General features: G+C 59.9%; 11 protein-coding genes and 1 pseudogene. 2 read left to right on the top strand and 10 right to left on the bottom strand.

The window, feature by feature from the left end; translation table 11 throughout:
* Positions 1 to 25: 25 nt before the first annotated feature.
* From JFT85_RS01195 to JFT85_RS01185, 3 genes are all read right to left on the bottom strand, one after another.
* Positions 26 to 1,432 (bottom strand): aminotransferase-like domain-containing protein, encoded by a 1,407-nt coding sequence (locus JFT85_RS01195; protein ID WP_073637558.1) that lies wholly within the window; start codon positions 1,430 to 1,432, stop codon positions 26 to 28.
* On the bottom strand, positions 1,429 to 2,859 hold the full coding sequence (locus tag JFT85_RS01190) for a hypothetical protein (RefSeq protein WP_069551544.1): 1,431 nt from the start codon (positions 2,857 to 2,859) through the stop codon (positions 1,429 to 1,431). Before JFT85_RS01190 ends, JFT85_RS01195 begins: the two co-directional genes overlap by 4 nt.
* Before the next feature lie 717 nt (positions 2,860 to 3,576).
* The gene (locus tag JFT85_RS01185; RefSeq protein ID WP_053256185.1) at positions 3,577 to 4,599 is read right to left on the bottom strand and encodes a zinc-dependent alcohol dehydrogenase family protein; all 1,023 of its coding nucleotides are present in this window, start codon (positions 4,597 to 4,599) and stop codon (positions 3,577 to 3,579) included.
* 268 nt (positions 4,600 to 4,867) lie between these two features.
* Here JFT85_RS01185 and JFT85_RS01180 point away from each other — a divergent pair, with 268 nt between their 5' ends.
* A complete protein-coding gene (locus JFT85_RS01180; protein ID WP_053256186.1) occupies positions 4,868 to 5,782 on the top strand; it encodes a LysR family transcriptional regulator in 915 nt (304 codons plus the stop codon).
* Between the two features lie 265 nt (positions 5,783 to 6,047).
* On the opposite strand, the gene JFT85_RS01175 is transcribed toward JFT85_RS01180, so the two are convergent.
* From JFT85_RS01175 to JFT85_RS01165, 3 genes are all read right to left on the bottom strand, one after another.
* Positions 6,048 to 7,415 (bottom strand): glutamine synthetase family protein, encoded by a 1,368-nt coding sequence (locus tag JFT85_RS01175; RefSeq protein ID WP_201228900.1) that lies wholly within the window; start codon positions 7,413 to 7,415, stop codon positions 6,048 to 6,050.
* Between the two features lie 72 nt (positions 7,416 to 7,487).
* Entirely contained in the window at positions 7,488 to 8,885 is a 1,398-nt protein-coding gene (locus JFT85_RS01170) for an aspartate aminotransferase family protein (RefSeq protein ID WP_053256188.1), read from the bottom strand.
* Positions 8,886 to 9,054: 169 nt separating this feature from the next.
* Positions 9,055 to 9,846, bottom strand: a complete 792-nt coding sequence (locus JFT85_RS01165) for an SDR family NAD(P)-dependent oxidoreductase (protein WP_169875379.1) — start codon at positions 9,844 to 9,846, stop codon at positions 9,055 to 9,057.
* A gap of 96 nt (positions 9,847 to 9,942) precedes the next feature.
* Between JFT85_RS01165 and JFT85_RS01160 the strand changes: the two genes are divergently transcribed.
* Positions 9,943 to 10,848, top strand: coding sequence for a LysR family transcriptional regulator (locus JFT85_RS01160; RefSeq protein WP_003236546.1), 906 nt, complete (start codon positions 9,943 to 9,945; stop codon positions 10,846 to 10,848).
* Between the two features lie 124 nt (positions 10,849 to 10,972).
* Here JFT85_RS01160 and JFT85_RS28365 read toward each other — a convergent pair.
* From JFT85_RS28365 to JFT85_RS01145, 4 genes and pseudogenes are all read right to left on the bottom strand, one after another.
* A pseudogene (locus JFT85_RS28365) lies at positions 10,973 to 11,092 on the bottom strand (SDR family NAD(P)-dependent oxidoreductase); the annotation flags it as partial.
* A gap of 152 nt (positions 11,093 to 11,244) precedes the next feature.
* Positions 11,245 to 12,855 (bottom strand): gamma-glutamyltransferase family protein, encoded by a 1,611-nt coding sequence (locus JFT85_RS01155; RefSeq protein WP_069552381.1) that lies wholly within the window; start codon positions 12,853 to 12,855, stop codon positions 11,245 to 11,247.
* A gap of 22 nt (positions 12,856 to 12,877) precedes the next feature.
* Complete coding sequence (locus JFT85_RS01150) at positions 12,878 to 13,657, bottom strand: amino acid ABC transporter ATP-binding protein (protein WP_053256191.1); 780 nt, start codon at positions 13,655 to 13,657, stop codon at positions 12,878 to 12,880.
* Positions 13,658 to 13,659: 2 nt separating this feature from the next.
* Complete coding sequence (locus JFT85_RS01145) at positions 13,660 to 14,436, bottom strand: amino acid ABC transporter permease (RefSeq protein ID WP_053256192.1); 777 nt, start codon at positions 14,434 to 14,436, stop codon at positions 13,660 to 13,662.
* Positions 14,437 to 14,439: the final 3 nt, after the last annotated feature.

The following is a 14,439-nucleotide window of genomic DNA, read 5'->3' as shown; positions in this document are numbered from 1 at the left end:
CAGCAGCGAGAGAAATTTCATGCGCTTAGGCTATCTGTGCCTGTCGCAGCGCCTCGCCGAGTGTCTCCAGGGCACTCTCCAGGTTGGGCTGGCCATGGAAAGTATGACTTAACCGCAGGTGCTGGTGATGCAGGCCGCTGACGCTGAACAGTTCTCCCGGTGCCACCACCACCTGCCGCGCCAGCAAATACTGGAATGCCTGGCGCATGTCGACGGGTTGCGTGGAGCCTAACCAGAAAGCGCCACCCCCTGCGGGCATCCGATAGCTCACTTGATCCCCCAGGTACCGGTCCAGGTACTGGCTCATTTCGCCCGCCTGTTCACGCAGCAACCGGCGCAAGTCGTGCAGGTGCTGGTCGATGCGCCCACTCTGGTACACACGGGCAATCGCACGTTGGCGAATTGAGGACAACCGGAACGCGCGCAACAGGAACTGACGTTGCAATTCGCCGCTGCTGTGGCGCGCTAATGCGTAGCCAAACGGCGCCTCTGGCCCGAGTATTTTCTCGAATGAGGAAAACACCACCAATCGCTCGGGGTTGACGAGGTCACGCAGGGGCGCCTGGGGCTGCTTGAACCCCAACTCACCACAGCTGTCGTTTTCGAGCAGCCAGCACGCGTACTGGTCCAGCAGTTTCGCCACGCCCTGGCGGTCGCGGGGCTGCATCGCGACCGCCGAAGGCAGGCTGACCGACGATGACAGCAACACCAGGTGCACCGGTTCACTGCGCAGCATGCCTTCGAGCATCACCAGGTCCAGACTGCCCTCGTCCGACCAAGGCAGCTCGAGGATGCGCACCCCGGCATCCCGTAGCACACGCAGGATCAGCCAGTCGCAGGGTGACTCGACGATCACCGTGGAGCCGCGCAAGCCCAACACCTCAATGAGGATGTCGAGCACACCGCGCAGGTCGGCACCGATATACACGTCGTCGGCGTGCCAACAACGCGTCGGCGACGTGGTATAGCGTGCCGCCAACGCCGCTCTCAGCTCCCAAACGCCACAGGGTTGGGACCACGGCTGCAAATGGCGCGGGTACTGGCGCACCAGTTCGCGCTCCAGCCCCAGCAATGTGCCGTCCAGCGACGCCAGCAACGCAGGCTCGTCGCCGCTGAGTACCACCATGCCCGGGCGCCGCGCGGCCACATAGAGGCGTTCAAGTAAATCGCCACTGGGCCAGCTCACCGGGCTACCCGCCAGCGGCCATGCGTAATAGCCCGACTTCGACACCGAGTACACCCGGCCCTCTTTCTCCAACAGCGAGTACGCGTATTGAATGGTGGAGATCGATACATTCAAACGCTGGGACAACTGCCGCAAAGACGGCAGTTTCACCCGCGTATCGCTACTGACCTCATTGATCAGGTTGATCATGTAGCGATAGACCGCCTGATAAGCGAAGTCTACTTGCCGCGCCCCCCGCAGCGTCATCGCCCGGACAGCTGACAGGCCATGCTGCCACTGGCCAGGGGCCGTTGCGTTGGACCGTTGCGTACGCCACCGGGGGCAAGCGTCATCGGCCGTTTGCGGTACAGATGCTGAAGCAAAGGCAGTGGCAGCCCGCTGGCATCGGTCACCCATTGCTGCAACATCTCGGCGGCCGGCTTGCCCTGCAGCACCTTGTGCAGTTCAGGCAACGCCACCAACATTCCCGGGTGGCACTGGCGCAAGTAACCTTCCAGTCGCTCGCCGTGATGGATAAACGGCGAAAACAGCAGGCAGATCAGCTGGCTTTCATCCAGGCCGAAGAACTGCTGCGCGTACGTGCTCGACACGACGCGCTCCTCGCGGTTGACGGCCCGAGTCACCAGTTCCTCGGGAACGTGCCGCCGACGCAGGTACTCACGCGCCAGCACCAGGAACTCATCGACGCCTTCCTCATAACGCAATTCGCGCAGGCACTCGGCCTGCAGGCCGCGCAGGTGGGCCATCAGCAGCGGATTGGCAAAGGCTGGGTGGCTGAAATGAAAGCCCAGCGGGTCGGGTGTGTAGGCCATGAACTCGGTGAGCAAGGGCGCGCGGGGGCGATCGATCCCCTCAAGCAGGTCGGCAATACCGATGTACGCCAAGTGGCGGTGCCCACCCGGGCTGATGTCGGCCTTCGGCACATAATGCTCACCGTACAGGTCGCGGTAGAAGTCGCCGCTCCATTCATCCATGCGCGTGAACAGGCCGTTGAGCGAAGCTGGCTGGCCCTTCGAAGGGCTGACACCTTTGGCTTGAGCGGCCTTTTTCAGCCAGGCGAGGAGTTGGCTCTGTTTGCGCGTAGAGTCGCCGCTGACCAATGCATGTACGCCGCCTTTCCAGGCGGTGACGCGCTGATAGAAATCACCCAGCGCCAAGTAGGTCTCGTTGCACAGGGTGGCGCGAATATCGCCGGAAGTCAGATGCCCCACCATTAGCATGTTGCGCTGGTGGGTATCACAGGCCCGGCCAGATACCGGATGTTGGTGATTGAAGGGCAGCACGTGTTGATTATCGACCATCAACAACTCGACCCGGGGGTCGTCATGGAAAAACAGTCGGCTGTAACCGCGATGAATCGCGTCAAGGGTGTCTTGAGTCATGCCCGCGTGGCACAGCGTGGCGACCCGTAGCTGAAATGTTCTGGGCGAGCGCCCGGCGATACTCAGTTGTGCGGCGCGCAGCATTGCCAGGGTGTAGCTGCTGACTTCGCCGCCGCCATGGGCCACCAGCACCTTGTAACTCCCTACTTGCTCCATACCACCGGCGGCCACGACGATACGCTGAATCAACAATTGAAGTGCTGTGCGTTCTGCACGGGTGAAGTACCCAACTAAGCGTTGCTGAACTTGCTGGTATACGTAATTCATAGCCTGTTCGTGAATAGCGCTCATAGCTCTACTACCTGAGTTGAAATATCAGTTTCAAACAACTACCGAGCGTAGCTGCCCGATCTATTGCATGTGTAATAACGTTGCCCGCAGCGCAGTGTTCGGGATAAATAAACACCAGCATCTTGCAACAAATCGACGGACTGCGTACTTCCCACGTCCGAGCGCATTTGCGGCACCGAACGTCCGTACGACAAGCATCCAGAGCACTGCGGCAGTGCTCCTAGGAACATTCAGACAAGTTCCTACAACGCCTTAACAATAAGTTCAAAGATCTATCCGACAAACAAAACTCACTAAACTTCGATCTTCGCTTGGGTGTGGATTGATATCTGCCGTGAAAATCTACCCGTCCGCGGGGGCCTGCAAACACTGCACCCTGCGCAATGACAGAAAGTACCCACTGCCACTTCAATTGGTCATTCATTACTCAGTCCTTGAGTTGAAAGTGAAGCACCAATTATCAGGGCTGAAATAATGAATAACAGATACAGAACCTGACCGAAAACCAGTTCAGTTAGTTATCGGGCACTGCGTTGGAGACGCGCGCACAAAAACGCCGCGCTGAATTTCAGGGCGGCGACGGGGAGAAAGGTATCGTTTACAGGACGGAACGGCCCCTGCGCGCTTCAGTCAACGCGCAGGTTAAACCCTGTCAAATGGCGCATTTGCCCCATGCGTCCAGGGTTTTGAAGACGAATTTGCGAATCCTCCTACAACTCAAACAGCTTCAACCTGCAACGCAACACGCTCGCGGCACGGACATTCGTCCATATAACGGTGCGCTTCAACGAACTGATTGAACGCAAATACCGTGGTTTTCAGTGGCACCAGCACGCGATCGGCGGTCAATTGGTTGATATCGCGCAACGCACGTTGCAGCGCCACATGGTCCTGAATGATGCCCAGCTCCGGCTTACCGGTGAAGTTGCCGATACAGTGCACGAAGAACTGGATGTTCTTCTGGAAGGCTGCACACGCCGGGAATGGCGTCTGGTTGCCGCCTTGCAACCCGTAGAGCACGAGGCTGCCACGCGGGGCCAATACGTCGCCCAGCAATGACATCTGCGGGCCACCCAAGCCATCGAATACCACATCAACGCCGCGGTTATCGGTGTACTTGTTGATCTGCATGAGCAGGTCCTGCTCTTCGGTGACGATGACCTTCTCCGCCCCCAGGGACAGCAAATACTCACGCTCGGCGCTGTCCTTGGTCGCAGCAATCACCCGCACCCCAAGGGCCTTGCCCAGTTGTACGAACGAGGGGCCGGCACAGTGGCTGGCGTCGGTGACCAGCGCAAATTGACCGGGCTTGACCCGCGCCAGATCCATGTAGGCAAAGTAGGCAATCAGCAGCGGCGTGTAGTGCACGCTGGCTTCAATCGGGCTCAAGACATCCGGGTAGCGGGTCAAGGCCGAACGGGGCAGAACGATCAGCTCGCCATACACCGGGTAATCATTGGGGCTCTCGGCCGGAAAACTGGCCACTTTATCGCCCACGGCCAAGTCATCCACGCCCTCACCGAGGGCGACAACCACCCCGGCCATCTCATGACCAAGGCCGGACGGCAGACGTGCATGCGAAGACGCCAGGTTCTGACGCCACAAAATGTCATACCAGCTGATGCCAATCGCCTCGACACGCACCTGCACTTCGCCCGGTGCGGGCTGCGCGGCTGCATGCTCTTCGCATTTGAGCACCTCGGCCGGACCAAACTTGTGAAAACGGATCGTGCGGGACATCGCAAACCTCGTCAAAGTAACCTCTAATGCCATGAACTCTATCTGGGCTTTCCAGCGAAGGCCATCGGTCGGCGTTAATAGTCGACATGCCTGTCATTGATTCCGCAACCGAGGAATAGACCTCAACTCTTATAGGAAAACTCAATTATCTTGTGCAGAGTACCAGCCTTTCCCCGTAAGATTCATGCCGGTCATGCGTCTAAGTGGAACCTGAGGGTTCTGAATATGGCCGTTCACGTCAAGTTTGCTGACTCTTCCAGGACACAAGATGAACCGTAACGACCTGCGTCGTGTCGACCTTAACCTCTTGATCGTATTCGAAACCTTGATGCATGAGCGCAGCGTGACCCGCGCCGCCGAGAAGCTGTTCCTCGGCCAGCCGGCCATCAGTGCGGCGTTGTCGCGTCTGCGCGGGCTGTTTGATGACCCATTGTTTGTGCGCACCGGGCGCAGCATGGAGCCGTCGGCACGCGCCGTCGAAATCTTCGCCCTGCTCTCCCCGGCCCTGGACTCGATTTCCACCGCCGTGAGCCGTGCCGCCGAGTTCGACCCGGCCACCAGCACCGCGGTGTTCCGTATCGGCCTGTCCGACGACGTCGAGTTCGCGCTGCTCCCCCCATTGCTCAAACGCCTGCGTGCCGAAGCTCCGGGCATTGTGCTGGTGGTGCGCCGCGTCAATTACATCCTGATGCCGGGCCTTCTGGCCTCCGGTGAGATCTCCATCGGCGTCAGCTACACCGCCGACCTGCCGGCCAATGCCAAGCGCAAAGTACTGCGTCGCAGCCTGCCGAAACTGCTGCGGGCCGACAGCGTACCCGGCTCGCTGAGCCTGGACGACTTCTGCGCACGCCCCCACGCCCTGGTGTCCTTCGCGGGCGACCTGAGCGGGTTTATTGACGAAGAGTTGGAAAAACTCAATCGAAAACGCCACGTGGTACTGGCGGTGCCGCAGTTCAATGGGCTGGGCACCTTGCTGGCGGGCACCGACATTCTGGCCACCGTGCCGGACTACGCAGCCGAGGCACTCACAGCGGCGGGCGGCCTGCGGGCAGAGGACCCACCGCTGCCGGTGCGCACTTTTGAACTGCATATGGCCTGGCGCGGGTCGCAGGATAACGACCCAGGGGAGCGCTGGCTGCGGTCGCGGATCCAGATGTTTTTTGGCGACCCTGACAGTCTTTAGGGATCGTCTGGCAGGCTGTGCGGCTGATCATTTCTGCCTTTGCACAAACCATGGAGCGCCATTCACTTCCAGCGGATTGGACTGCCCCCGCTCCCGTAGACTTTTCCCGACCCTATCGTATGCGTGATTACGATCCGAGCCGCGGGCATACGACCTGCGGCTCATAATGATGAGTCACTGTGAAATGCGCAGGATGTGCGGTACGCATCTTAGTTGTCAGCGACTCTCCAGCAGTCCATTTCAAGATGCGCTGACGGGCCAACCTTTATGCGTGAGTGAGGTACCAGCGCCAGTCCTGTTCCCCGACTTCAGCATTGAATTGACGGAACTCGCGCCACTTGATCGCCAGGAACACCTTCAGGAACTCAGCGCCCAGCGCTTCACGTGCCCAGGTTGAACGTTGCAGTGCCTGCAACGCTGTCAGCCAGTCGGTGGGTAGAAAATCGGTCGCCTGTTCATAGCCATTCCCCACAATCGCCGCGCCGGGATCGCTTTGATGCGTGATGCCGTAGTGAATGCCCGCAAGTAACGCGGCAGCGGCAAGATAGGGGTTGGCATCGGCACCGCAAATGCGGTGTTCGATATGCCGACTGATTGCAGCGCCGCCGGGCACGCGGAACGACACAGTACGGTTGTTGACGCCCCAACTTTTAGCCAGCGGCGCGTAACTACCGGTTTGGAAGCGTCGATATGAATTGGCGTGGGGGCAAAATATCGCCAGAGAGTCAAACAAGGTCTCCATCATCCCGCCGATGGAGTGCCGCAACAGCGGCGTACCCTGTGGGTCTTCGCTCGCATACAAGTTATTCCCGTGCTCGTCGGCAAGGCTGACGTGCAGGTGCATACCGCTGCCGGCCTGGTCGCTGAATGGCTTGGCCATGAAGCACGCTTGCAGCCCATGTTTGTTGGCCACACCTTTGACCAGGCGTTTGTAACGTACGCCTTCATCAATGGCCTGAAGTGCGTCGAAACGATGCTCCAGCGTCAACTCGACCTGGCCTGGCGCGTACTCGGATATCGCCGTACGTACCGGCAACCCCTGCAGCGCGCACGCCGCGTAGAGGTCATCCAGAAACGGTTGAAGCTGCTCCAGCTCGTATACGCCATAGACCTGTGGAGCAACAGGGCGTACGCCATTGGCCTGCAACGCCGGCTGCGGCCGACCGTTGACGTCGCGTTGTCGGTCCAGCAAGTAGAACTCCAACTCAACGGCCATGACCGGATGGAATCCATCGGCTTTCAGCCGCTCGATGGTGGTCACCAGCACGTGGCGCGGGTCCGCCGGTGCGGCGGGAATACCTTGGGTCGGGTGCATGCTCACCTGCACTTGACCGGTGGGGTTGGTGCGCCAGGGTTGTAAGGTCAGGCTTCCCGCCAAGGGGTATGTCCAACAATCGGCGTCGGCAACCTCCCAGACCAAGCCTGTGTCTTCTACGTCTTCACCCTGCACGGTCAAGGCGAGAATGGAACTGGGCAATGGCCGGCCATTTTCGTAGATCGCCAGCAGTTCGTCGCGATGCAACAGTTTGCCCCGTGGAACGCCATTCGCGTCGATAAGGAACAACTCGATGCTCAGCACTTCAGGGTGGGCGGCCAGATAATCCAGGGCCTCTTTTTTATCCGCAAATTGCATGTCAAACCTCTTAGCGCTCATTCAAGCGACTGGCAGTATTTAAGAACAATGGCGTTTTCAGACGTGCCGTTATCACGCGATAACCCGCGCGCCAGGCAGGGCAAGCAGCGTGGTCAGTGCGTTATCCAACTCAGCGATCAGCCTGTCGATATCCGCATCACGTGTCTGCGGACAGCACAGGGTCATGTTGTGAAAAGGCGTGATCAGGATTCCGCGATTGATCAAATAGAGATGCAGCGCCATTTGGAGGCTGTCGTGAAAAGCCGCCTCGGCTTGCGCGCCTGTTCTTGGCGGTGTGGCACAGAATTGAAACTCACAACGAGCGCCCAACTCTGTTACCGACCAGTTCAGTTGGTGCCGCTTGAACAGCGCTCGAAATCCCTGCGCCAGCCGTGAGGCCAGGGGCAACATATGCTGGTACGCAGACTCGGTCATGACCTCTTCGAGACTGACACGCATGCAGCGCATCGCCAGTGCGTTGGCGGACAGCGTCGTGCCCATGCCACTGTGGCCATGCCCGCCGCTCTCTTCGCTGATGGTCTTCTGGACGTCGCGCATGGCCGAGGCGACTGGCTCGCTAACGCCAAACACCGCGCAAGGCACGCCACCTGCAATGGGTTTACCCACCACGAAAAAGTCGGGTTTCAACGCCCAGTGGCGCGTGCATCCACCGAGGCCGGTGGAAATAGTGTGGGTCTCATCAATGACCAACAGGCTGCCATATTTAAGGGTCAGCTCTCGACACTTTTGCATGAACCCCGGATCCGGCAGGACCATGCCAATGTTCGTCATCGCCGGCTCGCACATCAGCGCGCACACATCGCCCTGGGCTAACGCCGCCTCCAGTGCGGCGACATCGTTGAAGGGGATGGATCGACTGTATTGGCTCAAGTCGTAGGCTTGGCCCACAAGACCTGAACGGTGCACTGTTTTGCCGTCGCGGTAGCGCACCATCACGTCATCCACGGTGCCGTGGTAGCAGCCATCGAACACCAGCAAGACGTTGCGCTGGGTGATAGCGCGCGCCCAGCGCAGCACATAACGGTTGGCGTCAGTCGCATTGGCGGTCACTTGCCAGTAAGGCAGCTCGAATCGCTCAGCCAGCAACTCGCCGCAGACCACCGCGTCTTCGCCCGGCAGCATCGTGGTCAAGCCATTATTCGCCTGCTCGGTTATGGCGCGGACAATAGGATCAGGTGAATGGCCGAACATCGTCCCGGTGTCGCCAAGGCAAAAGTCGATGTATTCATGCCCGTCGACATCGGTGAAGCGCGCCCCTTTGGCACGCTGGACGAAGAGCGGCGAAGGCATCGACCAATCGCTCATCCAGTGCATGGGCACACCGTTGAACAGATTCGCCTGGGCGCGCTCGGCCAGCGCCAGTGAAGTGGGGTTGTTTTCTATAAACCGGGCACGCTCGGAGGCGGTAAAAGCAGCAATCGCTGATTCACTAATTCCACTGTTCGACATGATCAATACCCCATGTTAATTATCAAATTAATTAAAAGTCCGTTGCTGACTGACAGCCGAATACGGCTCAAAGCACTCATAGGTTCTTTGATACATCGCGCTTGTATAAATCTCGGTTATCGCCCCCCGCCCACAATCGTGGATTGAGCGCGCTGGCGCGTATTCAAACTTACTGATCGCCGTGAGGGGCTTTGTTCTCGACCAGACAGTTCCCGCCATCCACCACAAGGACTTCCCCTGTGATGTAACTGGCGTCAGGCGATGCCAGAAATGCAACCGCCGCCGCCACTTCGCGGGGGCTGCCTGCGCGCCCCATTGGGGTGAAGCGCCCCGCCTCGGCTTCAACCGGGGTGGTTGAGCCCGTGGTGATCCAGCCGGGGGCCACGCTGTTGACGGTAATCCCCTGCCTGGCGACTTCAAGCGAAAGTCCCATGTTCATGCCCACCATCGCTGCCTTGGCGGCGCTATAAGCGGCTTCCCCCGGATTGCTCCCTCGGGTGCCAGTGGTAGAACTGATATTGACAATGCGCCCGTAACTTCTGGCCTTCATACCGGGCAACACGGCTCGGGTCAGCAGAAAGGCGGTGGTCAGGTTTCGGGCCAGTGAATGGTTCCAATCATGGAGTTCCATCGACGCCAATTCCGAGAAAATCTCAGGGCTGCCGTGCATGGACATCCCGGCATTGTTCACCAGAATATCGACTCGTCCCCAGACTGACTCTGCCCACAGGCTGAATTCACGCACCACGTTTTCATCAGTAAGGTCAACAGGCCGGCCTTCAACTTCAAACCCTTCACGGCGCAGCTCTTTAACCCGATCCACAATGCGGTTGCTGCTGGCAGTGATGATCAACTTCGCTCCGGATGCACCTAGCCTGCGAGCAATAGCCATACCGATCCCGGACTCACTCCCGGCACCACTGACGAGTGCAACATACCCTCTCAATTGCGTATCCAACATGGTGTGCCCCACGTACTTCATTTGAAAGAGAGTAGAAACTAGGCGAATAAATCTGATACATAAAGACAATCATCATCAGAAAATCTGACAACCCCCATGGCGTTTACCAGTGAGTCACTTAAGATTTTCCTTTCGGTCATCGACAGCGGATCCTTTTCGGCGGCGGCGCGAAAATTAGGCCGGGTCCCCTCGGCCGTCAACATGGCGGTGTCGCAGCTTGAAGCAGAGCTGGATTTGTTGCTGTTTGACCGATCAACTCGCAAAGCCATTCCTACGGCCGCCGCCAAGGCGCTTGAGCCCCAGGCACGACAGGTCGCGAGCCAGATCAACCTGCTGGATGCGCATGCCCTCCAACTCCATCAGGGGTTGGAGGAACGCTTGGTCTTTGCGATGGCGCCGGAGTTGCAAACAGGCGTATGGAATCGTCCGCTGTCGATTATCGCCAGGGAGTTTCCCACGCTTGAAATCGAGATTCGCTCCGCGTCCCATCCGGAGGCTATGCGCATGCTCCATGAAGGGCGTGTGCAATTGGCACTTGGATTTGAACGACCAGGGCTTGATGAGCGGGAAACATTTCTTGAGGCGGGGAGCCAGTTGTTAGTCGCGGTTGCGGCTCCAGATCACCCTGCGGCCGCCGGCAAGAAAAGCCCCTTAAGTGAGGAGCAACTGGTCAACGTTCGGCAGATCATCGTCGCTACAGGAGGCCCTGCAGACTCTGACCCACGTGTTGTGCTGTCGCGGCGGATTTGGCACAGCGACAATTATCTGGCCACGCTGGACCTGGTGCAGCAAGGATTAGGTTGGGCTTATCTTCCAAAATCGCTGGTACACCCTCTCATCACGTCAGGCGCATTGACGGAGGTGGTGTTTGACTACATGCCGAGTCAGATGCGGCTATGGGTCGATATCATCTGGGTAAAAAACCGGCCCCTGGGACTGGGCGCGCTTCGTTACCTGAGCCTGATACGCGAAATCACGGAAGGCGAGCCTCGTCGTATTTGATGAGTAAACGTGCACATTGAGGCTTGCGGCGGCGCCCACTCGCAGTAAAAACAACCACCGCCGACTCGCCCATTCCACGTTTGGACATGATCATAACCTCTTGTCCAATATCGGCATCAATGGGTCACCGGCAGTTTCCAGCGCAGGCGCCGCAATCAATCGCCATGTCCGCGCCAGTGATCGATCGCGCACCGGGTTGGGATAGGAAAAACGCCAGCTCGGCGACTTCTTCCGGCTGGATAAAAAGGAGGTCGAGCGTCACAGAGCAGATCGAACAGGGGTCTGAGTTGTGAGGTTCAATCATTGCTTCAGCGGGCGCTAAGCCGCCGTCGCGAAGATCAAACAACTCATCACCCCGTCATTATTAGCCGTCTGGCTCAGCGCGTGTGTAGCCGCTCACCAAACCGCGATATGTGCGTCCGCCCTTGGCTCAGTGCCGCCGCACAACACGCCGGTGGCCGGGTCACGCAGGATGATCTGCCCCCGCCCGTAGTCGGTCAGGTCGCTGTCGGTCTGCACCTTGTGCCCGCGCCGTGCCAGCGCATTGACCAGGTCGCGCGAAGCTCCATGTTCGATGCCGACCTTCATGTCGCCCAGCCATTGCCAGCGTGGCGCGTCCAATGCCGCCTGGGGGTTGAGACCGAAGTCCACCAGGTTCATCACCATCTGCACATGGCCCTGGGGCTGCATGTAGCCGCCCATCACGCCGAACGGTCCAAGGGCCTGGCCGTCTTTGCTGAGAAAACCCGGGATGATGGTGTGGAAGGTTTTCTTGCCCGGTGCCAGGCAATTGGAATGGGACTCATCGAGGCTGAATTCCTGCCCGCGATTCTGCAAGGCGATGCCGCTGTCGGGCAGCACCACGCCGGAGCCGAAGCCGTGGTAGTTGCTCTGGATGAACGAAACCATATTGCCTTCGGCGTCGGCGGTCGCCAGGTACACCGTGCCGCTGGCATGGGGGGCGCCGGGTTTGGGCGGCTGCGCCTGCTCGCCGATCTCGCTACGGCGACGGGTGCTGTAGTCGTCACTCAGCAGGTCGGCCACCGCCACGCGCATGTGCGCGGGGTCGGTGATGTAATGCAGGCCGTCGCTGTAGGCCAGCTTCATGGCTTCCAGCTGGCGATGCCAGGTTTGCTGGCTGTCGCGGTGATCGAAGTTGAAACCTTCGAGGATCTTCAGCGCCATCAGTGCAACCAGGCCCTGCCCGCTCGGCGGGATTTCCCAAACATCCACACCCCGGTAATTGATGTGGATCGGCTCCACCCACTGCGCGCGGTAATCCTGGAGGTCGCTGGCGCGCAGGTAGCCGCCGCTGGCGCGCGAATGCGCATCCAGGCGCTCGGCCAGCGCGCCGCGATACAGGCTTTCGCAGCCGGTGGCGGCGAGTTCTTCCAGGGTGCGGGCCTGGGCCGGGTTACGGAAAATCTCCCCCGCCCGAGGCGCGCGCCCGTCGATGAGGAAGGTGTCGAACCAGGCTTGCAGCACCTCATCGCGGTGCGGGCTGAATTCGTTCAAGGAGATCTGCCATTGATGGGCAACCACCGGAGACAGCGGGAAACCGTCGCGCGCCAGGCTGATGGCCGGCTGCAGCAAATCGGCAAACGGCAATTTACCAAAGCGTTTGGACAACTCGGCCCACGCCGACGGGCAACCGGGCACCGTCACCGAGGTCCAGCCGTACAGCGGCATCTGCTGATGCCCCGCCGCCTTGACCGCCTCGATACTCAAGGCGGCCGGCGCATGGCCGTTGCCGTTCAGGCCATGCAACTGGCCCTTGCACCACACCAGCGCAAAGGCATCGCCGCCCAGGCCACAACCGGTGGGCTCGACCACGGTCAGCGCGGCGGCGGTGGCAATGGCGGCATCAATGGCGTTACCGCCCTTCTGCATGATTTCGATACCGGCCTGGGCCGCCAGCGGTTGCGAAGCGGCGACCATGCCGCGACGCGCGAACACGCTCTGGCGTTGCGACGGATAGGGGTATTCGTGAGCGGAAAATTTCAACATGGCAAAGGCTCTTCAAAAAAGGTCATAACACGCGGCTGAGAAACGCCCGGGTCCGCGGATGGCTGGGATGGCTGAAAATCTGCTCCGGCGGCCCTTGTTCGATCAGTTCGCCCTGGTCGAGCACCACCACGCGGTCGGCCACTTCACGGGCAAAGCCCATTTCGTGGGTGACCACCACCATGGTCATGCCCTCCTCGGCCAACTCCTTCATCACCTGCAGCACTTCGCCGACGGTTTCCGGGTCGAGGGCGCTGGTGGGCTCGTCAAACAACATCGCCTGGGGTTTCATCGCCAGGGCACGCGCAATCGCCACCCGCTGCTGCTGGCCGCCGGAGAGCATCGACGGGTAGTGGCTGGCCTTGTCCGCCAGGCCGACCCGCGCCAGCAAACCCCGAGCCTGTTCCAGCGCCTGGGCACGCGGTACGCCGAGCACCTGGATCGGCGCTTCGATGATATTTTCCAATGCGGTCATGTGCGGGAACAGGTTGAAGCGCTGGAACACCATGCCGATGTCGCGGCGCTGACGGGCGATGTTGCGCTCCGAATCGCGCACCAGGCTGCCATCGGCACGTTCGCGATAGCCCATGGCGCGGCCATTGACGCGAATGCGCCCGCCCTGGATGTCTTCCAGCAGGTTGATGCAGCGGATAAAGGTGGTCTTGCCGGAGCCGGAGGCGCCGATCAGCACGACCACTTCGCCGCGCCGCACTTGCAGGGAAATGCCCTTGAGGATCTGCAACTCGCCGAACGACTTCTGGATATCCTGTGCGTCAATGATCAGCTCTTCACTTTGGTGCGCCATGGTTAACGTCCCCTCAGCAGTTTCAGGGTGCTGCGACCGAACATGCGGCTGGCGGCCGGAGGTGGCGCCGAAGGTCGATCGGACTGGCCGAAACGGTTTTCGAGCCAGCGTTGGAAAAAGCCCCACAGCGTGGTCAAGGTCAGGAAGTAGATCGCGACGACCAGGTACAACTCGAATACGCGAAACGTCGCCGAGGTCACCATCTGCGTGCTGAGCAACAACTCCTGCACGCCGATCACACTCACCAGCGTGGTGTTCTTGAGCATCACATTGAACTCATTGCCCAGCGGCGGCACGATCACCCGAAACGCCTGAGGCAGCACGATGCGCCGCATCAGCTTGCCGAACCCCATGCCCAGGGAACGCCCGGCTTCGTACTGGCCCTTGTCCACCGCGCCAATGCCGGCGCGGATGATTTCGGCCATGTACGCGCCTTCATTCAGGCCCAGGGCGATGATCGCCGCCTGGATATTGCCGGGGATGATCAACCCGAACAGCTCAATGTCCTCGAAGCGGAAGATCCCGCCCGCTGCCAGTGCGGTGTACAAAAACACGATCTGCACCAGCAACGGCGTGCCGCGCATCAGCCACACGTAAAGGCGTACCGGCAGGTGCAGCAGCGGGTTCTTCGACAGACGCAACAGCGCCGCCGCCAGGCCCAGCACACAGCCGAGCAGCATCGCCAGCACGCTGATCAGGCACGTCAGCCACAGCCCGGTGAGGTAGACCCCACTGGGCTGCAGCAGGTATTGCCAGAACACATCCCAATTGAAATTCATCGT

Origin of the sequence: Pseudomonas sp. TH04, assembly GCF_016651355.1 — a bacterium.
In the GTDB taxonomy this organism is placed as follows: domain Bacteria; phylum Pseudomonadota; class Gammaproteobacteria; order Pseudomonadales; family Pseudomonadaceae; genus Aquipseudomonas; species Aquipseudomonas fluorescens.
The sequence above is the reverse complement of the archived record's forward strand: the minus strand, read 5'-3'. Positions and strand labels throughout refer to the sequence as shown.

Bases quoted from the DNA above. Each gene is read 5' to 3' on its own strand.
- JFT85_RS01195 (WP_073637558.1), bottom strand. From the start codon at position 1,432: ATGACGCTGCGGGGGGCGCGGCAAGTAGACTTCGCTTATCAGGCGGTC.
- JFT85_RS01190 (WP_069551544.1), bottom strand. From the start codon at position 2,859: ATGAGCGCTATTCACGAACAGGCTATGAATTACGTATACCAGCAAGTT.
- JFT85_RS01185 (WP_053256185.1), bottom strand. From the start codon at position 4,599: ATGTCCCGCACGATCCGTTTTCACAAGTTTGGTCCGGCCGAGGTGCTC.
- JFT85_RS01180 (WP_053256186.1), top strand. From the start codon at position 4,868: ATGAACCGTAACGACCTGCGTCGTGTCGACCTTAACCTCTTGATCGTA.
- JFT85_RS01175 (WP_201228900.1), bottom strand. From the start codon at position 7,415: ATGCAATTTGCGGATAAAAAAGAGGCCCTGGATTATCTGGCCGCCCAC.
- JFT85_RS01170 (WP_053256188.1), bottom strand. From the start codon at position 8,885: ATGTCGAACAGTGGAATTAGTGAATCAGCGATTGCTGCTTTTACCGCC.
- JFT85_RS01165 (WP_169875379.1), bottom strand. From the start codon at position 9,846: ATGTTGGATACGCAATTGAGAGGGTATGTTGCACTCGTCAGTGGTGCC.
- JFT85_RS01160 (WP_003236546.1), top strand. From the start codon at position 9,943: ATGGCGTTTACCAGTGAGTCACTTAAGATTTTCCTTTCGGTCATCGAC.
- JFT85_RS01155 (WP_069552381.1), bottom strand. From the start codon at position 12,855: ATGTTGAAATTTTCCGCTCACGAATACCCCTATCCGTCGCAACGCCAG.
- JFT85_RS01150 (WP_053256191.1), bottom strand. From the start codon at position 13,657: ATGGCGCACCAAAGTGAAGAGCTGATCATTGACGCACAGGATATCCAG.
- JFT85_RS01145 (WP_053256192.1), bottom strand. From the start codon at position 14,436: ATGAATTTCAATTGGGATGTGTTCTGGCAATACCTGCTGCAGCCCAGT.